Origin of the sequence: Roseibium aquae (genome assembly GCF_008711285.1) — a bacterium.
Lineage (GTDB): Bacteria > Pseudomonadota > Alphaproteobacteria > Rhizobiales > Stappiaceae > Roseibium > Roseibium aquae.
On the sequence record NZ_VXDC01000004.1, the window covers coordinates 162,735 to 187,649 of the forward strand.

A 24,915-nucleotide genomic window follows, 5' to 3' on the forward strand; every position below is an offset into this window, starting at 1 on the left:
GGAAACCGTCTGTTAAGTCTAAGACGGCACCATGCCTCTACAAAGCCCAAAGTACATGTGTAAGGGTTTCCTCCGTGCCTGCACCAACCCGTCAGCGTAAAAAATCCACTCTCCGCCGTCTTGTCGTTCCGGCGGCGGCTCTTGCCGCCTTGAGCTATTTCGGATTTCATGCGCTAAATGGAGAACTGGGGCTTGTCGGCAGGGCCCGTATCGAACATGAAGTGCGCGCACTCGAGGTGGAGCACGACCGTCTTGTCAAGCAGCGCGAAGCGCTGGTTGCGCAGGTGACACTGCTTCGGCCCGAGAGCCTGAACCCTGACATGCTGGACGAACAGGCGCGCCGCAACCTGAATGTGGTCCAGAGCGATGAACTGGTCATTTTGACGACCGGCAGGTAGAGGCGTGCAATTAACTCGAAAACGATTAATGGACGACTGTTAATCGGATTTCAGTTTACGACTAAATATCCCATCAAAACAAAAAGATATCAGTATTTGTGCGTGCTACATGCAGACTTGGATTGAAGTCTGTGACGGGCTACGTTTTGCTCTGATGTCTTAGGGGAAACGTCACGTCGAGAAGAGGGTTATGGCCACAGCAACAAAATCCACCACCGGCACGGGTGCAAGAACCACCGGCCGGTCCCGCGGAGCTGCCAAGAAGGCCGCGCCCGCGATCGCCGAGTTCGACAAGGACCAGGAACTCCACGCCTACAAGGAAATGCTGCTGATCCGGCGGTTCGAGGAAAAAGCCGGTCAACTTTACGGCATGGGCTATATCGGTGGCTTCTGCCATCTTTACATCGGTCAGGAAGCCGTCGTCGTCGGGATGCAGATGGCCAAGAAGGACGGCGATCAGATGATCACCGCCTATCGCGATCACGGTCACATGCTCGCGATGGATCTTGACCCGAAGGGCGTGATGGCCGAACTCACCGGACGCAGGGGCGGCCTGTCCAAAGGCAAGGGCGGCTCCATGCACATGTTCTCCAAGGAAAAGCACTTCTACGGCGGCCATGGTATCGTCGGCGCCCAGGTGTCGCTCGGCACCGGCATCGGCTTTGCGAACAAATACCGGGAGAACGGCAATGTTTGCATGACGTTCTTCGGCGACGGCGCCGCCAACCAGGGCCAGATTTACGAGAGCTTCAACATGGCGGCCCTCTGGAAGCTGCCGGTGATTTATGTGATCGAGAACAACCGGTACGGCATGGGCACCAGCGTCGAACGGGCGTCGTCGACCACCGACCTGTCCCAGCGCGGCGTGTCTTTCGGCATCCCGGGCGAACAGGTGGACGGCATGGACGTGCGCGCGGTGATGGCCGCATCCGAAAATGCGCTCGAGTACTGCCGCGCCGGGAAGGGGCCGTTTATCCTTGAAATGATTACCTACCGCTATCGCGGCCACTCCATGTCCGACCCCGCGAAATACCGGTCCAAAGACGAAGTCCAGAAAATGCGCACGGAGCACGACCCGATCGAACAGGTGCGGGCACGGCTGCTGGACGCCAACTGGGCAACGGAGGACGAGCTGAAGGCGATCGACAAGGACGTCCGCGCGCGCGTTGCCGAAGCGGCCGAGTTCGCCCAGACCGATCCGGAGCCGGATCCGTCCGAACTTTACACCGATATTTTGCTTTAAGGGCGGGGGACACCATGCCGATTGATATTCTCATGCCGGCCTTGTCGCCGACCATGGAAGAGGGGAAGCTCGCCAAGTGGCTGAAAGCCGAAGGTGACACCGTCTCTGCCGGGGATGTGATTGCCGAAATCGAAACCGACAAGGCCACCATGGAAGTGGAGGCTGTCGACGAAGGGGTCTTGGGCAAGATTCTGGTTGCCGAGGGCACCGACGCCGTCAAGGTCAACGAAAAGATTGCTGTTCTGCTGGGCGAAGGCGAAGACGCCTCAGCGCTGGACGCGGCCGCAAGCGCCCCGGCTCCTGCCGCGGACAACGGTCCCGCCCCGGTGCCGGCACAACCTGTGGCATCGGCTCCGCATCCTCAGGCCCCTGCCATCGACACACCGGCGGATCCGGAAGTGCCGGAAGGCACGCAGATGAAGTCCAGCACGGTGCGCGAAGCCTTGCGCGATGCGATGGCCGAAGAAATGCGCCGCGACGGCGATGTCTTCATCATGGGCGAGGAGGTAGCCGAATATCAGGGCGCTTACAAGATCACCCAGGGCTTGCTGGACGAATTCGGCCCCAAACGCGTCATCGACACGCCGATCACCGAGCACGGCTTTGCAGGCCTTGGCGTTGGAGCGGCCATGACAGGTCTGAAGCCTATCGTCGAGTTCATGACCTTCAACTTCGCCATGCAGGCGATCGACCAGATCATCAACTCCGCTGCCAAAACGCTTTACATGTCGGGTGGCCAGATGGGCGCGCCAATCGTGTTCCGCGGTCCGAACGGCGCGGCGGCCCGGGTCGGAGCCCAGCATTCACAGGACTACGCATCCTGGTACGCGCATGTGCCGGGCCTCAAGGTGGTTCAGCCCTATTCGGCCGCCGATGCGAAAGGTCTGCTGAAGGCCGCGATCCGCGACCCGAACCCGGTCGTCTTCCTGGAAAACGAAATCCTGTATGGACATTCTTTCGAAATCCCCGACATGGAGGACTTCGTTCTGCCGATTGGCAAGGCGAAGATCGAACGCGCCGGCACGGACGTAACGCTGGTGTCTTGGGGTATCGGCATGACCTACACCATGAAGGCAGCGGATGAGCTGGCCGGCATGGGCATTTCCGCAGAGGTGATCAACCTGCGCACCATCCGGCCGCTCGACATCGACACGGTTCTCGCCTCTGTCCGCAAGACGGGCAGGATCGTGACCATCGAGGAGGCCTTCCCGATGTGCTCGGTCTCCGCCGAGATTGCCTATCAGGTACAGGAACAGGCCTTTGATTATCTCGATGCGCCCGTTTTGCGGGTAACCGGCAAGGACGTTCCGATGCCGTATGCCGCCAATCTGGAAAAGCTGGCCCTGCCGAGCGTTCCGGAGGTCATCGACGCGGTCAAGGCCGTCACTTACACGGCTTAACGAGAGCAAGGGAGGCAAACATGCCGATCAATATCACCATGCCCGCGCTCTCGCCGACCATGGAAGAGGGCAATCTGGCCAAATGGATGGTCAAGGAAGGCGACACGGTCTCGGCCGGCGATGTCATTGCCGAGATTGAAACCGACAAGGCGACCATGGAAGTGGAAGCCGTCGACGAAGGCACCGTCGGCAAGATCGTCGTTCCGGAAGGCACAGCCAACGTGAAGGTCAATGCGTTGATCGCCATTCTTCTGGAAGATGGCGAAGACGCCGGCGCCATGGACAGCACAGCTGGCTCCGGTACGGGTGCGGGCCCGGCACCGGCAGCAGACGCGGTTCCGGCCGCTCCGGCCAACAACACGGTGATCGAGGTTGGCGCGAAGGCGGCGACCGATCCGATGCCTGCCCCGAAAACAGCCGATGGCGGACGGGTTTTTTCCTCGCCTCTCGCCCGCCGGCTTGCCAAGCTGAACGGCCTTGATCTTGCGCAGCTCAGCGGATCCGGTCCGCATGGCCGGATCGTGAAGAAGGACATCGAGGCGGCCCTTGAAAAGGGGATTGGAAAGGCTGCCCCCGCAGCTGCCGCAGCTGCTCCGGCCGCTGCAGCCCCCGCGCCCGCAGCCGCGGCCCCCGCTGGTCCCTCCAAGGATCAGGTGCTCAAGCTGTTCGAGGAAGGGTCCTACGAACTCGAGCCGCATGACGGAATGCGCAAGACGATCGCCAAGCGCCTGACCGAGTCCAAGCAGACCATTCCCCATTTCTACGTGACGGTGGACTGCGAACTGGATGCCCTTATGGCCTTGCGGGCGCAGCTCAACGGCTCGGCCTCCAAGGACAAGGACGGCAAGCCGGCCTTCAAGCTGTCGGTGAACGACATGATCATCAAGGCTGTCGCGCTCGCGCTGAGGGACGTGCCGGATGCCAACGTGTCCTGGACCGATGAGGCGATGGTCAAGCACAAGCATGCCGATGTCGGCGTTGCCGTGTCGATCCCTGGTGGCTTGATCACCCCGATCATCCGGCAGGCCGAAATGAAGCCGCTCTCCGTCATCTCCAACGAGATGAAGGACATGGGCGCGCGGGCGAAGTCGAAGAAGCTGCTGCCGCATGAATATCAGGGCGGCACCACCGCCGTGTCCAACATGGGCATGATGGGCGTCAAGAACTTCTCCGCTGTCGTCAATCCGCCCCACGCCACGATCCTGGCGATCGGCGCGGGCGAGAAACGGCCGATCGTCAAGGACGACGCGCTTGCGATCGCCACCATGATGAGCGTGACGCTCTCCACCGACCACCGCTGCGTGGACGGCGCCCTGGGGGCGGAACTTCTGGCGGCCTTCAAGGGCTACATCGAAAATCCGATGAGCATGCTGGTCTAGTCTGACCGAACCGGCGGCGCGGCTTTTGCTGAAGGCCGCGCCGGTCTTTCTCAATCGACAAAAGGATCGATCAGATGGCTGACAACGCATATGACGTCATCATCATCGGCTCGGGCCCGGGCGGCTATGTGACGGCCATCCGCGCGGCCCAGCTCGGACTGAAGACCGCCATCGTGGAACGCGAGCATCTGGGGGGCATCTGCCTCAACTGGGGCTGTATCCCGACCAAGGCGCTGCTGCGCTCGGCCGAAATCATGGATCACGCAAATCACGCCAAGAGTTTCGGCCTGACGCTGGACGGCACCATGAAGGCCGATGTGAAGGACGTGGTCGCGCGCTCGCGCGGCGTCTCCGCCCGGCTCAACGGCGGTGTCGGCTTCCTGATGAAGAAAAACAAGATCGATGTGATCTGGGGTGAAGCCAAGCTCACCAAACCGGGTGAAATCGTCGTCGGCAAACCGTCCAAGCCTGCGGTCGAGCCGCAGCATCCGGCCCCGAAAGGAACCAAAGGCGAGGGCATCTATACCGCCAAGCATATCATCGTGGCGACCGGCGCGCGTCCGCGTGCCCTGCCGGGGATCGAGCCAGATGGCAAGCTGATCTGGACCTATTTCGAGGCGATGAAACCGGAAAAAATGCCCAAATCGCTCGTGGTCATGGGGTCGGGGGCGATTGGGATCGAATTTGCCTCGTTTTACCGCTCGATGGGCGTCGATGTGACCGTCGTGGAACTGATGAAGAACGTTATGCCGGTGGAAGACGAGGAAATCTCGAAATTCGCCCGCAAGGCGCTGGAAAAGCGCGGCCTGAATATCCTGACCGAAGCCAAAGTGACCAAGGTCGACAAGGCCGCGAACGCCATCACCGCCCATATCGAGGACAAATCCGGCAAGGTGACCCAGATCACGGCCGACCATTTGATTTCCGCTGTTGGTGTTCAGGGCAACATCGAGAACCTTGGCCTTGAAACGCTTGGCGTGAAAACGGACCGGGGCTGCATTGTCATTGATGGTTATGGCAAGACCAACGTCCCAGGCATCTACGCAATTGGCGATGTAGCAGGTCCGCCAATGCTGGCGCACAAGGCCGAACACGAAGGCGTCATCTGCATTGAAAAGATCGCCGGCGTGCCGGGCGTTCATCCGATGGACCACCGCAAGATACCGGGCTGCACCTACTGTAATCCGCAAGTTGCCTCGGTCGGGCTTACGGAAGCCAAGGCCAAGGAACAGGGTCATGACATCCGCGTTGGCCGCTATCAGTTCAACGCTAACGGCAAGGCGATCGCGCTTGGCGAAGACAACGGCATGATCAAGGTGATCTTCGACAAGAAGACCGGCGAGCTTCTGGGCGCGCATATGGTTGGTGCGGAAGTGACCGAACTGATCCAGGGTTTCGTGGTGGCCATGAACTTGGAGACAACCGAGGAAGACCTCATGCACACGATCTTCCCGCACCCGACTCTGTCGGAAATGATGAAGGAATCCGTGCTGGACGCGTACGGACGTGTGCTGAACGCCTGACGTCTTTCATTGAAGCTTCATTAGACCCGGACGGTAAAATGGTTACCGTAACGCCGCCCAGGCAGTATCGTTTTCAGGAGGACCTTATGGACGTAAAGGCAATTTTGATTTGGGTCGTGATTGGGATCGTTGCTGGCTGGCTGGCCAGCGTTGTTGTCGGTGGCGGGGGGTTGATCCGTTATCTGATCACAGGCCTGATAGGTGCGTTTGTCGGGGGCTTCTTGTTCAAATTGGCAGGGATTAACATCAACCTCGGCCATCCCCTCGTCAACGAAATCGTTGTTGCCGCGATTGGTGCGATCGTGGTCGTTCTGCTGGCACGTTTGATCGCCTGATTGACTTGAACAAGGAGCACCCGCGATGGGTCTGATCGTTACCGTTATCATCGGCCTGATTGCGGGTGCCATCGCACACCGGGTTCTGAACAGCCGGGGCGGGTTCCTCGGAAGCCTTGTGGTTGGCCTCGTTGGCGCGTTCGTCGGCGGTGAACTGGCGCATCTGCTGAACCTCAATGTGACCGGCGGTTTCCTTGACCAGTTGATCGTCTCGACCCTCGGCGCGGTGCTGTTTCTGTTCCTCTGGAAAAAGATCTTCGGCTGAGGAGCAGATCGACCGACCATGACAGAACCGGACAACGCCACGCCCGCGATCGAAGCCTATCCGGTCCGGACCCGGGACAAGCTTCGCTATGCCGATACCGATAGGCAGGGGCATGTGAACAATGCGGTCTTCGCCACGTTCCTGGAAACCGGGCGGGTCGAATTCCTGTATGACGAAACCGGTTCTAGAGGCGATGCCGGCTGTACATTCGTCATCGCGAAGCTGGAACTGGAATTCCTGCGGGAAATCAATTGGCCGGGAGACGTGGAGATCGGGACCCGCGTTGCCCATGTGGGCCGCAGCTCGTTTGCGCTCGACCAGGGCGTCTTTCAGAATGGTGTCCTGGCGGCGAGCGCCCGGACGGTGATTGTTCAGATGAATGAAGAAACGCGCAGGTCTCACCCCTTGTCGGACGCGCTGTCGAACATGTTGAAAAAACTGGGCTGATCTGCGGCCCGCGCATGGCGGATGCGGCCAAATACCGCTTGATTTTTAAGCAGGAGGACGACACTTAAGGCCCATGGTTACGATCCTCGACACGCTCAATCGCCCGCGGGACGCTGACAAAGAGCGGCCTCGCCATCCGGAAAAGGCGCATCGTCCGGATAACCCGGTCCAGCGCAAGCCCAAGTGGATCCGGGTGAAGGCGCCCACGTCGCCTGTATATCGCGAGACCCAACAGGTTGTGCGCGAAAACAATCTGGTGACCGTTTGCGAGGAAGCCGGCTGCCCGAATATCGGGGAATGCTGGTCCAAGAAACACGCCAGTTTCATGATTTTGGGCGACACGTGCACCCGCGCCTGCGCCTTCTGCAATGTCCGCACGGGCATGCCGGGGCCGGTCGATCAGAACGAGCCCACCGGCGTCGCGGAAGCCGTCTCCCGGATGGGTCTGGAACATGTGGTCATCACGTCCGTGGACCGGGACGATCTGGATGACGGTGGAGCCAAACATTTCGCCAATGTCATCAAGGCAATCCGCCAGCGCTCGCCGGGCACCACGATCGAGGTCCTGACGCCTGACTTTCTGCGCAAGACCGGCGCGCTGGAAACGGTGGTCGAAGCGCGTCCCGATGTGTTCAACCACAACCTGGAGACGGTTCCCTCCAAGTATCTCAAGGTGCGCCCCGGTGCGCGGTATTTCCATTCGATCCGGCTGTTGCAGCGGGTCAAGGAACTCGATCCGGCCATGTTCACCAAATCGGGCATCATGGTCGGTCTCGGCGAGGAGCGCAACGAAGTCCTGCAACTCATGGATGATCTTCGCTCCGCCGAAGTGGATTTTCTCACAATCGGTCAATACCTTCAGCCGTCCAAGAAGCATCACCCGGTTCTGTCCTTCGTGACGCCGGAGGAATTCAAGGCCTATGAGCGAATTGCCTACGCCAAGGGGTTTTTGAAGGTTTCTGCCAGCCCGTTGACCCGTTCTTCACATCATGCGGGTGAAGATTTCGCCGAACTGAGAGCCGCACGGGCCGCCAAGCTCGGGCATTGAAACGCGCTCGCGAACGGAAAGAACGAATAGGACGAAAGAAACGGGATGCCCAGTTTCTCATCCTCCCACAAGGTCAATCACAACGCGGAAGACATGTTCAGGCTTGTCGCGGACGTGGAGCAATACCCGCAGTTTGTTCCGCTCTGCCAGAACCTGCATGTGCGTGGCCGGAAGGATCTCGGCGACGGCCGAACCGTGCTGATCGCGGACATGACCGTCGCCTACAAGGTGTTCAAGGAAACGTTCACCAGCCGTGTTGAGCTGCGGCCAGCCGATAAGGTCATTCTGGTGGAATATCTGGATGGACCTTTCCGGCACCTCGAGAACCGCTGGACTTTCGAGGATGCGGGCGAGGACATTTGCATCGTCGGTTTTTACATCGATTATGAGTTCAAGAGCCGGACTTTGGGATCGTTGATGGGCGCCATGTTCGACCGCGCGTTCCGGAAATTCTCAAGCGCATTCGAGGCGCGGGCGAACCAGGTTTACGGCGCGTGAAGGCCAGACGACAGGTTGCGCAATCGTAACTGGCGGTGAACGCGGTTACTTGAAATCCTTGAAAGCCTCGCTGATGATCCTCAAGCGGTTTCGCACTGGCGCTTGAGGATCGCTGTTGTCCCGCAAGACCTCGATCTCGGTCTTGGGCAGTCCCAGGCTGTCCAGATTGACGTAGGTATGCGCATCGGCGCAGATCAGGTCCCGTCCGGAGCGGGTCTCGGCCTCGACCACGAGACGGCGTCCGGCGGCAGCTTCCCGCTCCGTCCAAAGCACCGTTGTATCACTGACCCAAAACGTCCGGTCACAATAGTTGACCTTGAAGTAGCCCTCTTTGGGACGGGGAAGGATCTCGTGGAACCCGCTGAACTGTCCGCGCGCCACTTCGGATCGGATGTAATAATCCCCGCCCGCCGCAAGAGCCGGCAGGCATAGACCCGCGGTCCCGGAAATTGAGAACCAAATCACAGAGCGCTTGAGCATGGGACCGTCCAACCTGTTCGACAGTGCTGGGAATTGCTGCAATCAACTCCATTTGGCTTTCCCGGGCCTGATCGCATAGGCCGGGAAGCACGAAACTCGTTATTGTGAGTTCAAGATGGTTAGGATTTGGTTTACCCAGCGCCTTTGTCTCGGGTGCAGGTCTGCAAACCGTTCTAAGCCGCTGCAACGGCCTTGAAGCAAACCCCTTTCCCGGCAAGAACCATGTCCAGTTCATCGCCCGCCGATTTACTGGCCGTGATAGCTGCGCGCCGCGCGGCCGCCGGAAGCGCCGCGAAACGATTCGGCAATTGCCGCAAATCTGTTGACCCGCTTAAGGCCGGCATCGCTGGAACCCAGAACGTATCGCGGCTCCATTTGAAATCCGATATCGGCGACCGTGACCTGGTCGCCGGGCCGATTGCAAAGCGGGCGCCAGCCCAGGCCTCTGTTGTATTCGATACGCACAAAGCGCTTGTTGGTCTGCTCAATCTGGGACCAGGCGACGGTCTGCGGCCGCACCCAATAGGCTTGGCCGCAATATTGCACCTGGTGAAGGCCGGACGCCGCGCGAAGGAAGATCTTGTGGCTGCCGAGGAACTCGCCGGTCGAGCCGCGGGAAATGATGTAAAAATCACCCTCTTTCGAACTTGCCCCGGCCGCTTGCGCCGGACCGAACGCAGCGAAGAGCGCGAGCATTGCGCCGATCCACGATTTCATATCGTTCCTACCATCCGTTTGACATTTCGGAGTGCGGCTGCGGGCTCGAAGAGGTGCGCAGTCAACCTCGGTTGGAAGCAACACTACAGGCAGGATCTAACGACCGTCCTTACCTCCGCCGCGCAGTTTGATGAAAATTCGAACCAATAGCGGCGGGAAACGGCGGTCAGTTGCCCCGGAATGCCCGGCCGATCGCGCCAAACCGGCTTTCCAGCGTTTGGCTTTCGCCCTGATCGAACGTCACCTGGCTTGGATCAATATCAATCCCGAGGTCCGCAAGGGTCACCTGTTTCTGAGGGTCCTCGCAGATCGGGCGCCATCCCTTGCCCCAATTGTATTCCACCCGAACATGGTTTCCAGATTCCGATTGCAGCTGTGTCCATGCAACCGTATGGGGCCGGACCCAATAAGTGCGCCCGCAATACTGCACTTCTTTCATGCCATCCGCGGCGCGCTGGAAAATCTTGTGGCTCGACCGGAACTGCCCATCCGCGTTCCGGGAGATCATGTAGAAATCTCCCGGCTCGGGCATATCCTGAGCGGTGGCCGGCAGGAGGGTTGTCAATGTCAAGCAGGCGGCGAAGGCTGTTCGGACCATGGCGTTTCCCATTAGAGTTGCACCAAGGTCCATGAATGGGGTTTCCAAAGACCTAAACCGCTCCGCGGCGCCCACCGTTGTTTGTCGACAAGATTAACCGCCCGTCGACACGGGCAGGTGTTTTGTAATCAATTCGAGGGCTTCGAGCACCGTCTGAAAGCGAATGGTCCGCCGTCCCGCATCTGGAAACCGGACATGCACGTGCTCCACGGGGGCGCCGGTTCTTGCCAGCCCAAAATGAACTGTCCCAACCGGCTTTTCCGGCGATCCGCCACCCGGTCCGGCAACGCCGGTGACCGCGACCGCGATATCGGCCCTGGACCGCTCGAGTGCTCCCACAGCCATCCGTTTCGCCACATCGGGGCTGACCGCGCCCTCGCGCAGGATCAGATCCCATGGCACGCCAAGCAACTCGGTTTTCGCTTCATTCGAATAGGTCACGAAGCCGCGGTCAAACACCGCTGAAGATCCGGCCACCTCCGTGATCGCGGCGGCAATCAGCCCCGCGGTACAGGATTCGGCTGTCGCTATCATCAGTTTCGCCGCCCGGGCCCGGGCAACCACTTGGCCCGCCTTCTCCGCAAGGTCATCCAGATCGGGGGCGCCGGCCGGCTTCTGGTCAAACGGCATGGCCGGTCTCCTCACTGTCGTCGAACGGCAACCGGACGGTTGCGGTTGCGAGAGCGGCAATTCCTTCGCCGCGGCCGGTAAACCCAAGGCGCTCGGAGGTTGTCGCCTTGACCGAAACCCGCGACACGGACAGTTTGCAGATGTCCGCGATCGAAGCCCGCAGCGCCTCCCGGTGCGGCCCGATCTTGGGCTCCTCGCACACGATTGTAACGTCGACATGCGCCACCCGCCCGCCGCGCCGGGCGACCCTTCCGACGGCGTCGACCAGGAAACGGTCGGACGAAGCGCCTTTCCACTGGGGATCCGACGGCGAAAAATGGCTGCCGATATCACCGTCGCCGAGGGCGCCCAGAATGGCATCTGTAATCGCATGCAATACGACGTCGGCATCCGAATGGCCCTTCAGGCGCTTGTGATGCTGAAGGGTCACGCCGCCGAGAATGACCGCCTCTCCGGGCTCGAACGCGTGGACGTCGTATCCTGTGCCAACGCGCACATCGCAAAGGCTGGATAGAGGGGGAAGGCGGCCGGGGGCCGGAGAGTTGGAAGCTTGAGACATGGCTAGGATCCGTTCGGCGCGGGGCAGGTCGGCCGCGGTTGTGACCTTGAAATTGTCGGCGTCGCCTTCTATCAGCTGGACCGGCACACTGGCCCACTCCATCAAGGCCGTATCATCGGTAAAATCGGACAGACCGCTGGTCCTCGCTTTCAGATGGGCATCGAGAATGGCGTCGAACGCGAAACCTTGAGGCGTTTGGGCGGCCCATAGATGCGTCCGGTCAACGGTTTTCAAGGGTGCCGCTGGGGCGTCCGGCCCGCCGCTGCGCTTGAGGGTATCGACGACCGGCACCGCGGACAGAACGGCCTTGGCGCCGTCCGCGAGCGCGGCGATGACGCGGTCCAGGATCGCGGAGGTGACGAGCGGCCGGGCGGCGTCATGGATCAGAACCAGACCCGGCGCCTCGGCCTCAAGGGCCGACAAGCCGTGAAGAACGGACACCTGCCGGGTTTCGCCGCCTTTGACCGGGGCGGCGCATTTTGGCAAAAGAGCCGGGTCGATCTCATTCAGAACGGCGGCAAACAGGGCGCCATCCTGCGAACCGATCACAGGGACGACCCTGGAAATCGCGGGATGGTGGAGAAAGGCTTCCAAAGTGCGTGTAAGGATCCGCTTCCCCGCAAGGGGACGATACTGCTTGGGAAGATCGGAGTGCTGGCTGGACAGTCGCGTCCCCCGGCCAGCTGCCACGATCACGGCTGCCACGCTTTGGGTCATGAGGATCTCCGTTTGGCCCGCATGAGCGGTGGATGGGATGTATTCCGTCTTCAACCACGTTGGGCAACGGGAGGCAATTTGCCTCTTGCTGCCCGGATTGATCTGTCTATTATGTGGGCAATACAAAGAGTGCACATCATATGAGCATGGAATTGGCAAAAGGCCTGAAACAGAACCATAATTCAATACGGATCGGGCCTCATGTGTTACCCAATCGGGCCATACTGGCGCCAATGTCCGGGGTCAGTGATCTGCCGTTCCGCCGGCTGGCCGCCCGCTTTGGTGCCGCCATGGTGGTCTGCGAGATGGTTGCCAGCGAATCTTTCGTGAAGGGGGACGCGGAAACCCAGATGCGGGCGGAAGGGCAGGAAGCTGGGCTTCATGTCGTGCAGCTTGCCGGCCGCGAATCCCGCTGGATGGGGGAGGCGGCAAAGGTCGTCGCCGGATTGGGCGCGGACATCATCGATATCAACATGGGTTGCCCGGCCAAGAAGGTGACCAGTGGCTACTCCGGCTCGGCGCTGATGAAGGATCTCGATCATGCCCTGACCCTGATCGAGGCCACGGTTGCCGCGGTCGATGTGCCCGTCACCTTGAAAATGCGCCTTGGTTGGGACGAGCGAACGATAAACGCGCCGGAGCTCGCACGCCGTGCGGAGGGCGCGGGGGTTCAACTCCTGACCGTGCACGGGCGCACCCGAAACCAGTTTTACAAGGGCACGGCCGATTGGCGGGCCATCGCGGCCGTGAAAGACGCCGTTAGCGTGCCCGTGATCGCCAACGGGGACTGCGTCTGTTTCGAGACAGCCGGCGAAATGCTGCGTCAGTCGGGTGCAGACGGGGTGATGATCGGACGCGGTGCCTATGGACGCCCCTGGATGCCGGGCCACATCGGCCATTATCTGGACACCGGCATTCGAAAGCCTGCTCCGCAGCTGAGCGCGTTGGCAGATCTGGCGGAGGAACATTACACGGCCATCCTCGACCACTACGGCACCGAGGCCGGTGTCAGGATCGCGCGCAAGCATCTGGGTTGGTATCTCGATCAGGCGCCAAGCCGATCCACGCTGGTGGACAAGATCCGGACTACGATCCTCACCAGCACCCAACCGGATTGGGTGATTTCGGCTTTGCGTAGGTGGGGCACGCAAACGGGTCCGGAAAGGGCGGCAGCATGAGTTCGGCAGTGAAATCTGGGCGGGCCGCTGCTTTGTTGAGCGATGGTCCGACCATTTTGGACGCACTTCCCCATCCGGTGCTTTTGGTCGCCCCGGACGGTGTGATTGAATCCGCGAACATGGCGGCCGAAATCTTCATGCGGGCAAGTGTGGCTGTCCTGCGCCGTCATCCGATCAGCGACTTCGTTCCGTTCGGCAGCCCGCTCTTGACGCTGATCGATCAGGTGAGGGACCGTGGCGCGGCCGTAAACGAGTACAAGGTCGACATCGGAAGCCCGAAGATTGGTGCTCCAAAGGTGGTCGACATCAATGCCGCGCCCGTGACGGACCGCCCCGGAGCCGTCGTACTCATGTTTCAGGAGCGGACCATGGCGGAAAAGATCGACCGTCAGCTCAGCTCGCGGGGGGCGGCCCGCACCGTGACCGGGCTTGCCGCAATGCTGGCGCATGAAATCAAGAATCCGCTGTCCGGGATTCGCGGCGCGGCGCAGCTTCTGGAGCAATCGGCCAATGAGGATGACCGGGCACTGACGCAGCTGATCACGAATGAAACCGACCGGATCGTGAAACTCGTTGACCGCATGGAGGTGTTTTCGGACGAGCGGCCGATCGAGCGCGATCCGGTGAACATTCATGTTGTTCTCGATCATGTCAAACGCCTGGCCGACAGCGGTTTCGCACGCCACCAGAAGATCACTGAAGAATACGACCCGTCTCTTCCGGCCGTTTATGGCAACAAGGATCAACTCATCCAGGTCTTCCTGAACCTCATCAAGAATGCCAGCGAAGCGATCGGAGAGGCACCCGAAGGCGAGATCAAGATTTCGACCGCATACCGCCCCGGGGTCCGGCTTTCGGTTCCAGGAACCAGCCAAAGGGTCAGCCTGCCGCTTGAGTTCTGTGTCGAGGACAACGGTCCCGGCGTACCGGAGGAGTTGGTTCCTCATCTGTTCGAACCGTTCATTACCACGAAGATCAATGGTTCCGGCCTCGGGTTGGCGCTTGTCGCCAAGATCATCGGGGACCATGGCGGTGTGATCGAATGCGACAGCCAGATCCGCCGGACCACGTTCCGCATCCTGATGCCTGCCTATGCCGAGCCGGCCAGCCCCCATCCAGCCCCCGACAGGACAGATTGACATGCCCTCAGGCACCATCCTCGTTGCCGATGACGACGCAGCCATCCGGACCGTTCTCAACCAGGCGCTTTCAAGGGCCGGCTACGCGGTCAGGCTGACCTCGAATGCCACCACCTTATGGCGCTGGGTGAGTTCCGGTGAGGGCGATCTTGTCATCACCGACGTTGTGATGCCCGACGAGAATGTTTTTGACGTGCTGCCGCGGATCAAGAAGTTGAGGCCGGACTTGCCGGTCCTGGTGATGAGCGCTCAGAACACGTTCATGACGGCGATCAAGGCATCGGAAAAGGGGGCCTACGAATACCTGCCGAAACCGTTCGATCTGAAGGAGATGATCAGCATCGTCGGCCGCGCCTTGGAAGAACCCAAGCTGCGCCGGCCGGAACCGGAGGCTGACGGCGGCGAGAACATGCCGCTTGTCGGACGTTCGCCGGCCATGCAGGAAATTTACCGGGTTCTGGCGCGGCTGATGCAGACCGACCTTACGGTCATGATCAACGGCGAATCCGGCACGGGCAAAGAACTGGTGGCGCGCGCGCTCCACGACTATGGAAAACGGCGCAACGGACCTTTCGTTGCCATTAACATGGCCGCCATTCCAAGGGATTTGATCGAGGCGGAGCTTTTCGGTCATGAAAAGGGGGCTTTTACCGGGGCGCAACACCGCAGTTCCGGACGGTTCGAACAGGCCGACGGTGGCACTCTGTTCCTGGACGAGATCGGCGACATGCCGATGGAAGCGCAAACGCGTTTGCTTCGTGTGCTTCAACAGGGGGAATACACGACCGTGGGCGGGCGTACGCCGATCCAGACCGATGTCCGGATCATCGCGGCGACCAACAAGGACCTCCGGCAACTTATCAACCAGGGTCTGTTCCGTGAAGACCTTTATTTCCGTTTGAATGTGGTTCCGATCCGGATCCCGCCTCTGCGGGAACGGATCGAGGATATTCCGGACCTTGTCCGGCATTTCTTTGCCCTGGCTGAAAAGGAAGGCCTGCCACCCAAACAAATGGACCAGTCCGCCCTGAACATGCTGCGCCAGTACCGCTGGCCGGGCAATGTCCGAGAGCTGGAGAACCTGGTCCGGCGGCTGACTGCGCTTTATCCGCAGGATGTGATTTCCGAGAGCCTACTCGAACATGAACTGAGCCAACCGACCGTCACCTCGCTTGACGAGGAGACGGGTGAACCGGTCAATCTGGGCGCGTCGGTCGAGCGATATCTCAACACGTATTTCGAAACCTTCGGCGATGCGCTGCCGCCGCCCGGCCTCTATCACCGCATCCTGCGCGAAGTGGAGTATCCGTTGATCGGCGCCGCGCTTGCCGCGACTCGCGGCAACCAGATCAAGGCTGCGGAATTGCTCGGGGTCAATCGCAACACTCTGCGCAAGAAGATCCGGGATCTTGACGTGCAGGTACTCCGCAGCGCCCGCTAAAGATCGGCCCCAACGCAATCTTCAACAGATGACTGGCGGTCCCAAGGCTTCAATGTCTCAATTTCGCAACAATGTGTGGTAAGTGTGCCGCAGTTTTTCGTTGCGTTCCCGGCCGCTGACTCGGCCGGCTGCGCCAGACAGCAGGTCTCATGATCTTAAGCGCTGCACAAGAAACAGTGGATGGCTACGGAAACCGGAGCCGGATTGGCCGCCGCGTAGGTCTGGCAGTCATGATTTTTGCGCTGACCTCCATTTTCGTCACCTTCGCGATTTTGATGGGGTTGACGCCCATAGCCCCGACCCAGGGCGTGGTTCGCAGCGCCATGAGCGTCAACGCGATCCTGGCCCTGTTGCTCTTCGGCGCCATCGGTTGGGAAATATGGAAACTGTTTTCGGCCCGCCGCAAGGGACGGGCGGCGGCCCGTCTTCATGTCCGCATCGTCGCGCTTTTCAGCGTGATTGCGGCCATTCCCGCCGTCCTGATGGCCATCCTGGCCACAGTCACCCTCGATCAGGGGTTGGATCGCTGGTTTGAAGACCGCACGCGCAAGATCATCGACAACGCGCTGACCGTTGCCCAGGCCTATCTCCAGGAACACGCCAGGGTCCTTCAGGGCGATGTGATCGCGATGGCCAACGACATCGACCGGGCCAAAGCGATTTACGATTTTGAACCGACACGGTTCGATAGCTTCTTCCGCGCGCAAACCTCTGTCCGGGGACTGTTGGCGGCTTTCATCATGGACGGGGATGGACGGGTCGTGACCCGTGTCGTCACCGACCCGAGGGCCGATGTGCTCCTGCCGCCAGCCGATACGTTCGAAAAGGCAGCCAATGGCGAGCCGGCCTTGATCGCGCCGGGTGATTCAAACCTCGTCGGCGGGGTGATGAAACTGTCCGCCTATGACGATTTTTACCTCTATGCCACACGGGTCATTGACCCGCGCGTTGTGGACTACATGCGGCTGGCCGAGGCGGGCGCCTCGGAATACCGGGAGATGGAAATCAGCCGCTTCGGCGTCCAGGTCGCGTTCGGTCTCGTCTATCTAGGGGTCGCGCTGGTTCTCGTTCTTTCCGCCATCTGGATCGGCTTCGGCTTCGCGAACCGTCTTGTCGCCCCCATCCGCGCCTTGATTTCGGCCGCCGACGCGGTCTCGAAGGGTAATCTTGCGGTCAAGGTCGAGACACACAAGGCCAGCGGCGATCTCTCCAATCTTGGGGCCACGTTCAACAAGATGACCGGTCAGTTGCTCGGCCAAAGGGATGCGCTTCTTGCCGCGAACGAGCAGATCGACCGCCGTAGGCGGTTCAACGAGGCGGTCCTGTCCGGTGTCTCGACAGGCGTTATCGGTATTGACGAAGAAGGCGAAATCCGTCTGGTGAACCGCTCCGCCCAGGAACTTCTGGAAGTCGCGGAAGTCGCCATCTTGAACCAGCCGATCATCGAAGCCGTGCCCGAACTCGCCGAATTCGTTGATAAAGCGTTGACAGACGGACCCGACCGCACTCCGGAGACCCAGATCGAGATCAAGCGCGGAGGCCGGCTGCGCACAGTGAATGTCCGGATCACCAGCGAACAATCGACCCGTCAGGAACACGGCTATGTCGTGACCATTGACGATATCACCGATCTGGTCTCCGCGCAGCGCAACTCGGCCTGGGCAGATGTCGCCCGGCGGATCGCGCACGAAATCAAGAACCCGCTCACGCCGATCCAGTTGTCAGCGGAGCGGATCAGGCGGCGTTACGGCAAGAAGATTGAAGATGACAGCACGGTGTTCGATCAATGCATCGACACGATCATCCGTCAGGTTGGCGATATCGGACAGATGGTGGATGAATTTTCCTCTTTCGCCCGAATGCGCAAGCCCAAGAAGACCGAAGCGGACCTGCGCAACACGGTGCGCGAAGCCGCGTTCATGCAGACTGTCGGAAACCCGGATATCTCGATCACGACCGACCTGCCCAATGAAGAAGTGCGTGCGACCTTCGACACACGTTTGATCGGTCAGGCCTTGACCAACGTGATCAAGAACGCCGCTGAGGCAATCGAGGGGCGGGAGGGCACCGACCTTCCCAAGGGCAAGATCGTCGTGACGCTCCATCCGGTTTCGGACGAAACCATCGTGATCGACGTCACAGACAACGGTCGCGGCTTGCCCGATGAACATCGGCAGCGATTGCTTGAACCCTATATGACGACCCGGGAAAAGGGGACCGGACTTGGGCTGGCGATTGTCCGGAAAATCATGGAAGACCACCAGGGTGGCGTGGAACTCCTCGATGCTCCAAAACTGGCCCCCACCGATACCGGAACACGGGTTCGCCTGCGCCTGGCCGCCAACGCGGAACCGGACCGCGATGAAAAACAAGAACCAGAAACTGGAACAGTGATCGAACATGGCACATGATATTCTGGTCGTCGACGACGAGACCGACATTCGGGAAATGATAGCGGGCATCCTCGATGATGAAGGATACGGCACCCGGATGGCTGCGGATTCCGACAGCGCGATCGCAGCCATCAAGAACCGGCGGCCATCCCTGATCGTTCTTGATATCTGGCTCCAGGGCAGCCGGCTCGACGGCCTGGCGCTCTTGGATGTCATCAAGAACACGGATGCCGATCTTCCCGTGGTGATCATTTCCGGTCACGGAAACATTGAAACGGCCGTTTCCGCCATCAAACGCGGGGCCTATGATTATGTCGAAAAGCCATTTAAAACAGATCGCTTACTTCATATTATTGAACGAGCACTTGAAGCTACCAGCCTCAAACGCGAGATCCGTGAACTGAAACAGCGCAGTGTCGATACGTTCGACATCATCGGGGAATCGGGCGCCGTTCATCAGCTGAGGCAGACCATTCAGAAAATCTCGGCGACCAACAGCCGCATTCTGATCACCGGGCCGTCCGGCTCGGGGAAGGAGCTCGCCGCGCGCATGATCCATCAGACGTCGCCCCGCTCGAGAAGTCCTTTTGTTGTGCTGAACGCCGCGACCATCACACCGGAGCGCATGGAAGAGGAACTGTTCGGCATCGAGGACGAGGCCGGAAACCTGAAGAAGGTCGGTGCTCTCGAGGAAGCCCATGGCGGAACGCTATATCTGGACGAGGTCGCGGACATGCCGGCGGAAACGCAAGGCAAGATCCTGCGGGTCCTTGTCGATCAGAGTTTTGCCAGGGTGGGCGGCACCTCGAAGGTCAAAGTGGATGTGCGGATCCTGTCTTCGACCTCGAAGGACCTGGAAGGCCATATTTCAGCGGGTTTGTTCCGTCAGGATCTTTACCATCGGCTCAGCGTCGTGCCGCTGACTGTTCCCGGCCTGGCGGAACGGCGGGAAGACATTCCGGTTCTGGTGACCCATTTTATGGAACAGATTTCCACCGCGTCAGGCATCCCGCTGCGTCCGATCGCGGATGATGCGATGGCCGTCTTGCAAACCCACGATTGGCCGGGCAATGTCCGGCAGTTGCGAAACAACGTTGAGCGGCTCTTGATCCTCAGCCGGGGAGATCCGGACAGTGTGATCACCGCGGATCTCCTGCCGGCGGAAATTGGCTCGATGCTGCCGAACCTTCCCACCACCGGCGGGGGCGAGCATCTGATGTCGGTGCCCTTGCGCGAAGCGCGGGAAATGTTCGAACGCGACTACCTTCAAGCGCAGATCAAACGGTTTGACGGCAACATTTCCCGGACCGCGGAATTCGTCGGAATGGAGCGATCCGCCCTCCACAGAAAGCTGAAAACGCTCGGCCTGTCTTGACCAAAACCTGACAAGGGGGCATGGATCGGAACCCAATCGGTGCGGCATGCCTGTTAAGAGGACAAGTCCATGAAGGTCGTGATCTGCGGAGCCGGACAAGTGGGTTACGGCATTGCCGAACGTCTGGCGGCCGAACAAAATGATGTGTCGGTGATCGATTCATCGCCCAGGCTCGTCCAGGTTATCCAGGACAGGCTCGATGTTCGCGGCTTTGTCGGCCACGGTGCGCATCCCGATGTCCTCGCCCAGGCTGGCGCGGAAGAAGCGGACATGATCGTGGCTGTGACCCTCTACGACGAAGTGAACATGGTGGCCTGTCAGGTTGCCCATTCCCTTTTCAACGTTCCGACCAAAGTCGCGAGGATTCGGGCCCAGTCCTATCTGCAGGGCCGGTGGCGCAACCTGTTTTCGCGCGAAAACATGCCGATTGACGTGATCATCTCCCCGGAGATCGAGGTCGGCGAGATGGTTTTGCGCCGGCTGTCGCTTCCCGGCGCTGTCGAAACGGTTCGTTTCGCCGACGATCAGGTGGTTGTGGTCGGGATCATGTGCGAGGATGACTGCCCGGTCGTGGACACGCCGCTGCGGCAGTTGACGGAACTGTTTCCGGATCTGGGCGCGGTGGTGGTCGGCATTTATCGGGGCAACCACCTGTTCGTTCCGAAAAGTTCGGACTCCATATTGGAAGGGGATCTCGCCTATGTCGTGGCCCGGCGCGATCAGGTCCGCCGGACCCTTGGAATTTTCGGACATGAAGAACCCGAAGCCAGCCGGGTTGTGATCGCCGGTGGGGGAAATATCGGCCTTTATGTCGCCCGGGCGCTGGAACAGCGGCAGAAAAGCACCCGCATCAAGCTCATCGAATCGTCCCGTGAACGCGCGGTCGCCGTTGCCGATGAGCTCAAGCGGTCTGTGATCGTCCATGGCAGTGCGCTGGATCTCAACATCCTGGAAGAGGCCGATGTGGGAGACGCGGACACGCTGGTCGCCCTGACCAACGAAGACGAGGTCAACATCCTGTGCTCGGTCATGGCAAAAAAGCTGGGCTGCCGGCGGAATCTTTCGCTTCTCAACAATCCAAGCTATCCCGCCTTCGCCAATGCCTTGGGGATCGATGCATTCATCAACCCGCGTGCCGTCACCATTTCGAGGATTTTGCAGCATGTGCGCCGCGGACGGATCCGCGGGGTGCATTCACTCCAAAATGGGGCTGCGGAAATTGTCGAGGCCGAGGCACTGGACACTTCGCCCCTGGTCGGCCGACCGCTTCGGGATATCGACTTGCCGTCCGGTATCAGGATCGGCGCGGTTTTCCGAAAGGGAGAGGTCTTGACTCCGAACGGAGAGCTCCAGATTCAGGCGCAGGATCGGATTGTCATTTTCGCGGTCGCCAGCCGTGTCCGGCAGGTGGAGCAAATGTTCCGGGTGAGTATCGAATTCTTCTGATCCAAGCCGCAAGCACCGAGCCGGACTTGTCAATTTCATTCGGGCGCGCCAAACATGCGCGTCTGGAAGCGCGTGGTGATCGCCGGGGAAGCGGGCCGTCCCGCGGGGTCGTCCAATACCAAGGGGAACTGGAATGAGCCGAATTGCATTCGTGAATGGTCAATATGTCCCGCACAAGGATGCGGCGGTGCATGTGGAAGACCGGGGCTACCAGTTTGCCGATGGTGTCTATGAGGTATGCGAGGTCTGGAAATCGGCCATTATCGACATGCCTCGCCATATGGACCGCCTCGACCGGTCCTTGCGCGAGTTGCGCATTGACTGGCCGTTGCACCGCAAGGCCCTGGAATTCGTCATGGCGGAGACCGTGCGCCGCAACAGAGTGTCCGATGGCATAGTCTATGTTCAGGTCACGCGCGGTGTCGCCCGGCGGGATCATTTCTTCCCTTCAGGCGATGTCGCCCCGTCGATTGTGGTGACTGCCCGCAGCGCCAATCCCAAGGTGGCCGACAAGCAGGCTGAAACAGGGATCGCGGTGGTGACCTATCCGGAAAACCGCTGGCCGCGGGTGGATATCAAGACCGTGGCGCTGCTGCCGAATGTGCTGGCGAAACAGAACGCGAAGGAACAGGGCGGCAAGGAGGCCTGGTACGTCGATCAGGACGGCAATGTGACCGAAGGCGGGTCGACCAACGTCTGGATCGTGACCAAGGAAGGCACGTTGGTCACGCGCCCGGCGGAAAGCGGGATTTTGAAGGGCATCACGCGCGCCGTGGTGCTGGACCTGGTGGAACGGCACGGCATTGCCTTCGAGGAACGCCCGTTTTCGCTGGAGGAAGCCAAGCAAGCGCGGGAAGCCTTTGTGACAGCGGCGTCAACTTTGGTCATGCCCGTCGTGAAGATTGACGGTTCGCCGGTTGGCAACGGTCATCCGGGAAGCGTTGCGACCGCATTGCGTGATCAATTCCATACTGCTACTGATTTACACAGGTTGTAAATTGGCAGCCGGTCACCGGCACGGATCGCGCGTCGGGGGCCTTGAGACCTGAGGAACAGCAAGCGGCTTCGTCTATGGACAAATATGCGGAGCACAATAAAACTTCTAAGACCGGCGGGGGGCAGCTTCTTCCGAAAAGCACTCGCAGGCGGAAACTCGGATGTGTGGATGCACAGCCGCATCCACGATAAACAGGAAAAAATAAAGCATGGCTGAGCGCGCGCAAAACCTCCAAGACACTTTTCTCAATTACGTACGCAAGCAAAAGACCCCACTGACGATTTTTCTGATCAACGGCGTCAAGCTTCAGGGGGTCGTGACGTGGTTCGACAATTTCTGCGTGTTGCTGCGCCGCGACGGGCACTCGCAACTGGTCTACAAACACGCGATTTCCACGATCATGCCAAATGGTCCGGTCCAGTTGTTCGAACCGGCCGAAGACACACAGGAAAAGGCAGGCAACTAATTGGAACCGAAGTCTCGGGATGACGACTTCTCCAAACACGATATCTCTGCCGGTCGCAAGGACCAGCGGCCGGGAGTAGATCGTCGGCCGCAGCCCTATCGGGCCATCATCGTCGAGCCGGTGCTCACCGGCCGCCGGGAGCAGGCGGACGACCTGCGCGCAAACCGCAGCCCCGAAGCACGTCTTGAAGAAGCCGAGGGCCTGAGTGCGGCGATCAATCTGGATATTGTCAGCGCGGGTGTAGTGAAAATCGCCGCGCCAAAACCCGCAACCTTGTTTGGTGAGGGCAAGGTGGCCGAGCTTGCCGGCATCGTCGCCGCTGAAGACGCGGACCTGGTCGTTGTCGATCATCCGTTGTCGCCGATCCAACAACGCAATCTGGAGCGGCGGCTCAAGACAAAGGTGATCGACCGGACCGGGTTGATCCTGGAAATCTTCGGGGACCGCGCGCGCACAAAGGAAGGACGGCTGCAGGTCGATCTCGCCCACCTGACCTGGCAGAAAAGCCGGCTGGTGCGATCCTGGACGCACTTGGAGCGGCAGCGGGGTGGTGTTGGATTCATGGGTGGCCCGGGCGAAACCCAGATCGAGGCCGACCGCCGCCAGATCCAGGAACGGATCATTGCTCTCCAGAAGCAACTCGATCAAGTCCGCCGGACACGCGACCTGCATCGGCAGAAGCGCAAGAAAATCCCGCAGCCGGTCGTCGCGCTGGTCGGCTATACCAATGCCGGCAAGTCCACCTTGTTCAATCGCATGACCGAGAGCGAGGTCTTTGCGAAAGACTTGCTGTTTGCAACGCTCGATCCCACGCTCAGGCGGATTCGCCTGCCACATGGGCGCGAGGTCATTCTCTCCGACACGGTGGGCTTCATCTCGGATCTCCCAACCCATCTGGTCGCCGCGTTCCGCGCAACCCTCGAAGAAGTTCTGGAAGCCGACCTGATCCTTCATGTGCGGGATATCTCACACCCCGATACGGAGGCGCAGGCTCAGGATGTTCGCAAGACCCTCGATGACCTTGGGATCGATGCCCAGACCGGAGCCCCGGTGATCGAAGTCTGGAACAAGATCGACCGTCTCGATCCGGCTTACCGCCAAAAACTGTTAGCCGATGCCCGCAGTGACGGGCCCGTGGCCCTGTCAGCGGTGACTGGAGAGGGCATTGAGCAGCTGTCGGCCCGGATCGACTCCTTCATTGCCCAACACGATGACGTCATGACCGTGCGGGTCCCGATTTTCGAGGGGGCGTTGCTCGCGAGGCTTTACCAAATGGGCGAGGTTTTGGAGCGAACGGATGGCGAAACCGCAGTCGATGTCGAGATTCGCGTATCGGACAAACAACGTGGTCCCTTCCGCGATGCATATGGCAGATTCGTCGTGGAGTGATGCCGACCTGGGGCGCCGCGCTGTGCTTGCGCGCCAGCTGTCAATCCACCCGGATCGACTTGTCGTGAGACGGACAATCAAGCACGCAGATCTCGACGAACTGCTCCGGACCGGGCAGATCGATCGTCTCAAGCAGCATGTTCGCGCTTCTCGCGAGTTCCGGCTTCACCGCCAGTACCAGCGGGATCTCCATGCTCACAGTGCTTTTCAGAGCATCCGGCTCGAAGCCCAGGCGATCGAACACGTTCCTGATGACAAAAGGGTCGGTTAGCGCGACATCTATCCGCCTGGCATGAAGCAGACGCGCGAGATGCGTTTCATCAATCGCACCGCTCACAGTCGCAGAGTGTTTTTCGATCAAATCTTGAATCTGTGGCGGATAGCTGTGCGGGGTTAAAACGCCCACTCGGGCCTGAGCAAAAACATCTTCGAAACTCCACCAGCCCTGAGCCTGTCCATCGAGGGTATTGGCCGAGAGTGTGGAGGTGGCAATCGGCTCGGATGCCTGGAAACCTACCCTAACCTCCCAGGGCCAGGCAGGGAAATAGCCCGCATAGTCCGGCGCAAGTGCCACGCGCTGCGCCCGGGTGAGGGGATAGTAGGAGACGTCAAGCCCGATCCCCAGGTCAGCCAGACGGGACTGCAGTTCCATGACCGCCGTCCCGCCGCCAGGAAGCCCTGGCCCGCTATAGGGAGCCCATTCGGGGGCGGCGACCCGCCACGTCTTCTCGCTCGCGATCGCATCAAAAGGAAGCATCATGGCCACGACGGCCACGCCAATCCGCATCATGTTGTTTCCAATGCAACAGGCTCCGAGCAACCGCTAATGACAGGCAGACTGACATATTTTTTGA

At 60.1% G+C, this 24,915-nt stretch carries 25 protein-coding genes; 19 read left to right on the plus strand and 6 right to left on the minus strand.

Translation table 11 applies throughout. From position 1 onward, the window contains the following. The first annotated feature begins 74 nt into the window (after positions 1-74). The 10 genes from F0184_RS07940 to F0184_RS07985 all read left to right on the plus strand — a co-directional run bounded on the left by F0184_RS07940 (position 75) and on the right by F0184_RS07985 (position 8,536). Positions 75-398, plus strand: a complete 324-nt coding sequence (locus F0184_RS07940) for an FtsB family cell division protein (RefSeq protein WP_150495642.1) — start codon at positions 75-77, stop codon at positions 396-398. A gap of 190 nt (positions 399-588) precedes the next feature. Next, complete coding sequence (gene pdhA, locus F0184_RS07945; RefSeq protein WP_150495643.1) at positions 589-1,641, plus strand: pyruvate dehydrogenase (acetyl-transferring) E1 component subunit alpha; 1,053 nt, start codon at positions 589-591, stop codon at positions 1,639-1,641. Positions 1,642-1,655: 14 nt separating this feature from the next. Further along, entirely contained in the window at positions 1,656-3,041 is a 1,386-nt protein-coding gene (locus F0184_RS07950) for a pyruvate dehydrogenase complex E1 component subunit beta (protein ID WP_150495644.1), read from the plus strand. 20 nt (positions 3,042-3,061) lie between these two features. After that, positions 3,062-4,420 (plus strand): pyruvate dehydrogenase complex dihydrolipoamide acetyltransferase, encoded by a 1,359-nt coding sequence (locus F0184_RS07955; RefSeq protein WP_150495645.1) that lies wholly within the window; start codon positions 3,062-3,064, stop codon positions 4,418-4,420. Positions 4,421-4,494: 74 nt separating this feature from the next. Beyond that, on the plus strand, positions 4,495-5,943 hold the full coding sequence (lpdA, locus tag F0184_RS07960) for a dihydrolipoyl dehydrogenase (RefSeq protein ID WP_150495646.1): 1,449 nt from the start codon (positions 4,495-4,497) through the stop codon (positions 5,941-5,943). An 86-nt stretch (positions 5,944-6,029) separates the two neighbouring features. Further along, positions 6,030-6,278, plus strand: coding sequence for a GlsB/YeaQ/YmgE family stress response membrane protein (locus F0184_RS07965; protein WP_150495647.1), 249 nt, complete (start codon positions 6,030-6,032; stop codon positions 6,276-6,278). A gap of 25 nt (positions 6,279-6,303) precedes the next feature. Then, positions 6,304-6,543: a GlsB/YeaQ/YmgE family stress response membrane protein gene (locus F0184_RS07970; RefSeq protein ID WP_150495648.1), complete on the plus strand. Its 240-nt coding sequence runs from the start codon at positions 6,304-6,306 to the stop codon at positions 6,541-6,543. An 18-nt stretch (positions 6,544-6,561) separates the two neighbouring features. Further along, a complete protein-coding gene (locus F0184_RS07975) occupies positions 6,562-6,990 on the plus strand; it encodes an acyl-CoA thioesterase (protein ID WP_150495649.1) in 429 nt (142 codons plus the stop codon). A gap of 73 nt (positions 6,991-7,063) precedes the next feature. Continuing rightward, positions 7,064-8,038, plus strand: a complete 975-nt coding sequence (gene lipA, locus F0184_RS07980; RefSeq protein WP_150495650.1) for a lipoyl synthase — start codon at positions 7,064-7,066, stop codon at positions 8,036-8,038. A 45-nt stretch (positions 8,039-8,083) separates the two neighbouring features. Then, on the plus strand, positions 8,084-8,536 hold the full coding sequence (locus F0184_RS07985) for a type II toxin-antitoxin system RatA family toxin (RefSeq protein WP_150495651.1): 453 nt from the start codon (positions 8,084-8,086) through the stop codon (positions 8,534-8,536). 45 nt (positions 8,537-8,581) lie between these two features. On the opposite strand, the gene F0184_RS07990 is transcribed toward F0184_RS07985, so the two are convergent. The 5 genes from F0184_RS07990 to F0184_RS08010 form a co-directional block, all read right to left on the minus strand. Continuing rightward, positions 8,582-9,016 (minus strand): hypothetical protein, encoded by a 435-nt coding sequence (locus tag F0184_RS07990; RefSeq protein ID WP_150495652.1) that lies wholly within the window; start codon positions 9,014-9,016, stop codon positions 8,582-8,584. A 246-nt stretch (positions 9,017-9,262) separates the two neighbouring features. Beyond that, the gene (locus tag F0184_RS07995) at positions 9,263-9,733 is read right to left on the minus strand and encodes a hypothetical protein (RefSeq protein ID WP_150495653.1); all 471 of its coding nucleotides are present in this window, start codon (positions 9,731-9,733) and stop codon (positions 9,263-9,265) included. A gap of 166 nt (positions 9,734-9,899) precedes the next feature. Beyond that, positions 9,900-10,364: a hypothetical protein gene (locus F0184_RS08000; RefSeq protein WP_150495654.1), complete on the minus strand. Its 465-nt coding sequence runs from the start codon at positions 10,362-10,364 to the stop codon at positions 9,900-9,902. Between the two features lie 60 nt (positions 10,365-10,424). After that, positions 10,425-10,961, minus strand: a complete 537-nt coding sequence (locus tag F0184_RS08005; RefSeq protein WP_150495655.1) for a CinA family protein — start codon at positions 10,959-10,961, stop codon at positions 10,425-10,427. Further along, complete coding sequence (locus F0184_RS08010) at positions 10,951-12,237, minus strand: bifunctional 2-C-methyl-D-erythritol 4-phosphate cytidylyltransferase/2-C-methyl-D-erythritol 2,4-cyclodiphosphate synthase (RefSeq protein ID WP_150495656.1); 1,287 nt, start codon at positions 12,235-12,237, stop codon at positions 10,951-10,953. The genes F0184_RS08005 and F0184_RS08010 overlap by 11 nt, the downstream gene beginning before the upstream one ends. A 140-nt stretch (positions 12,238-12,377) precedes the next feature. On the opposite strand from F0184_RS08010, the gene dusB reads away from it, so the two are divergent. The 9 genes from dusB to hflX all read left to right on the plus strand — a co-directional run bounded on the left by dusB (position 12,378) and on the right by hflX (position 24,061). Further along, on the plus strand, positions 12,378-13,415 hold the full coding sequence (gene dusB / locus F0184_RS08015) for a tRNA dihydrouridine synthase DusB (RefSeq protein WP_150495657.1): 1,038 nt from the start codon (positions 12,378-12,380) through the stop codon (positions 13,413-13,415). After that, positions 13,412-14,554 carry a two-component system sensor histidine kinase NtrB gene (locus F0184_RS08020; protein WP_150495658.1) on the plus strand — a complete coding sequence of 381 codons (1,143 nt, stop codon included), beginning with the start codon at positions 13,412-13,414 and terminating at the stop codon, positions 14,552-14,554. Before dusB ends, F0184_RS08020 begins: the two co-directional genes overlap by 4 nt. A gap of 1 nt (position 14,555) precedes the next feature. Then, the gene (gene ntrC / locus F0184_RS08025) at positions 14,556-15,995 is read left to right on the plus strand and encodes a nitrogen regulation protein NR(I) (protein WP_150495659.1); all 1,440 of its coding nucleotides are present in this window, start codon (positions 14,556-14,558) and stop codon (positions 15,993-15,995) included. A 149-nt stretch (positions 15,996-16,144) separates the two neighbouring features. Further along, the gene (locus F0184_RS08030) at positions 16,145-18,406 is read left to right on the plus strand and encodes a sensor histidine kinase NtrY-like (protein WP_371871068.1); all 2,262 of its coding nucleotides are present in this window, start codon (positions 16,145-16,147) and stop codon (positions 18,404-18,406) included. Continuing rightward, positions 18,396-19,763, plus strand: a complete 1,368-nt coding sequence (gene ntrX / locus F0184_RS08035; RefSeq protein WP_150495661.1) for a nitrogen assimilation response regulator NtrX — start codon at positions 18,396-18,398, stop codon at positions 19,761-19,763. Before F0184_RS08030 ends, ntrX begins: the two co-directional genes overlap by 11 nt. Before the next feature lie 69 nt (positions 19,764-19,832). Continuing rightward, a complete protein-coding gene (gene trkA / locus F0184_RS08040; protein WP_150495662.1) occupies positions 19,833-21,209 on the plus strand; it encodes a Trk system potassium transporter TrkA in 1,377 nt (458 codons plus the stop codon). Between the two features lie 133 nt (positions 21,210-21,342). Then, positions 21,343-22,206, plus strand: coding sequence for a D-amino-acid transaminase (locus F0184_RS08045; RefSeq protein ID WP_150495663.1), 864 nt, complete (start codon positions 21,343-21,345; stop codon positions 22,204-22,206). 208 nt (positions 22,207-22,414) lie between these two features. Continuing rightward, a complete protein-coding gene (gene hfq, locus F0184_RS08050) occupies positions 22,415-22,672 on the plus strand; it encodes an RNA chaperone Hfq (RefSeq protein ID WP_150495664.1) in 258 nt (85 codons plus the stop codon). Beyond that, complete coding sequence (gene hflX, locus F0184_RS08055) at positions 22,673-24,061, plus strand: GTPase HflX (RefSeq protein ID WP_150495665.1); 1,389 nt, start codon at positions 22,673-22,675, stop codon at positions 24,059-24,061. Positions 24,062-24,101: 40 nt separating this feature from the next. Here hflX and F0184_RS08060 read toward each other — a convergent pair whose 3' ends face one another. Further along, a complete protein-coding gene (locus F0184_RS08060; RefSeq protein ID WP_150495666.1) occupies positions 24,102-24,851 on the minus strand; it encodes a hypothetical protein in 750 nt (249 codons plus the stop codon). Positions 24,852-24,915: the final 64 nt, after the last annotated feature.

Excerpts from the sequence above, each read along its gene's own strand:
- F0184_RS08010 (WP_150495656.1), bottom strand. The coding sequence starts at position 12,237 with ATGACCCAAAGCGTGGCAGCCGTGATCGTGGCAGCTGGCCGGGGGACG.
- F0184_RS07955 (WP_150495645.1), top strand. The coding sequence starts at position 3,062 with ATGCCGATCAATATCACCATGCCCGCGCTCTCGCCGACCATGGAAGAG.
- lpdA (WP_150495646.1), top strand. The coding sequence starts at position 4,495 with ATGGCTGACAACGCATATGACGTCATCATCATCGGCTCGGGCCCGGGC.
- F0184_RS08000 (WP_150495654.1), bottom strand. The coding sequence starts at position 10,364 with ATGGACCTTGGTGCAACTCTAATGGGAAACGCCATGGTCCGAACAGCC.
- ntrC (WP_150495659.1), top strand. The coding sequence starts at position 14,556 with ATGCCCTCAGGCACCATCCTCGTTGCCGATGACGACGCAGCCATCCGG.
- trkA (WP_150495662.1), top strand. The coding sequence starts at position 19,833 with ATGAAGGTCGTGATCTGCGGAGCCGGACAAGTGGGTTACGGCATTGCC.
- pdhA (WP_150495643.1), top strand. The coding sequence starts at position 589 with ATGGCCACAGCAACAAAATCCACCACCGGCACGGGTGCAAGAACCACC.
- F0184_RS07985 (WP_150495651.1), top strand. The coding sequence starts at position 8,084 with ATGCCCAGTTTCTCATCCTCCCACAAGGTCAATCACAACGCGGAAGAC.
- F0184_RS07950 (WP_150495644.1), top strand. The coding sequence starts at position 1,656 with ATGCCGATTGATATTCTCATGCCGGCCTTGTCGCCGACCATGGAAGAG.
- F0184_RS07970 (WP_150495648.1), top strand. The coding sequence starts at position 6,304 with ATGGGTCTGATCGTTACCGTTATCATCGGCCTGATTGCGGGTGCCATC.
- hfq (WP_150495664.1), top strand. The coding sequence starts at position 22,415 with ATGGCTGAGCGCGCGCAAAACCTCCAAGACACTTTTCTCAATTACGTA.
- F0184_RS08030 (WP_371871068.1), top strand. The coding sequence starts at position 16,145 with ATGATCTTAAGCGCTGCACAAGAAACAGTGGATGGCTACGGAAACCGG.
- F0184_RS07995 (WP_150495653.1), bottom strand. The coding sequence starts at position 9,733 with ATGAAATCGTGGATCGGCGCAATGCTCGCGCTCTTCGCTGCGTTCGGT.
- ntrX (WP_150495661.1), top strand. The coding sequence starts at position 18,396 with ATGGCACATGATATTCTGGTCGTCGACGACGAGACCGACATTCGGGAA.
- F0184_RS07990 (WP_150495652.1), bottom strand. The coding sequence starts at position 9,016 with ATGCTCAAGCGCTCTGTGATTTGGTTCTCAATTTCCGGGACCGCGGGT.
- F0184_RS08020 (WP_150495658.1), top strand. The coding sequence starts at position 13,412 with ATGAGTTCGGCAGTGAAATCTGGGCGGGCCGCTGCTTTGTTGAGCGAT.
- F0184_RS08045 (WP_150495663.1), top strand. The coding sequence starts at position 21,343 with ATGAGCCGAATTGCATTCGTGAATGGTCAATATGTCCCGCACAAGGAT.
- F0184_RS07975 (WP_150495649.1), top strand. The coding sequence starts at position 6,562 with ATGACAGAACCGGACAACGCCACGCCCGCGATCGAAGCCTATCCGGTC.
- lipA (WP_150495650.1), top strand. The coding sequence starts at position 7,064 with ATGGTTACGATCCTCGACACGCTCAATCGCCCGCGGGACGCTGACAAA.
- F0184_RS07965 (WP_150495647.1), top strand. The coding sequence starts at position 6,030 with ATGGACGTAAAGGCAATTTTGATTTGGGTCGTGATTGGGATCGTTGCT.
- F0184_RS08060 (WP_150495666.1), bottom strand. The coding sequence starts at position 24,851 with ATGATGCGGATTGGCGTGGCCGTCGTGGCCATGATGCTTCCTTTTGAT.
- dusB (WP_150495657.1), top strand. The coding sequence starts at position 12,378 with ATGAGCATGGAATTGGCAAAAGGCCTGAAACAGAACCATAATTCAATA.
- F0184_RS08005 (WP_150495655.1), bottom strand. The coding sequence starts at position 10,961 with ATGCCGTTTGACCAGAAGCCGGCCGGCGCCCCCGATCTGGATGACCTT.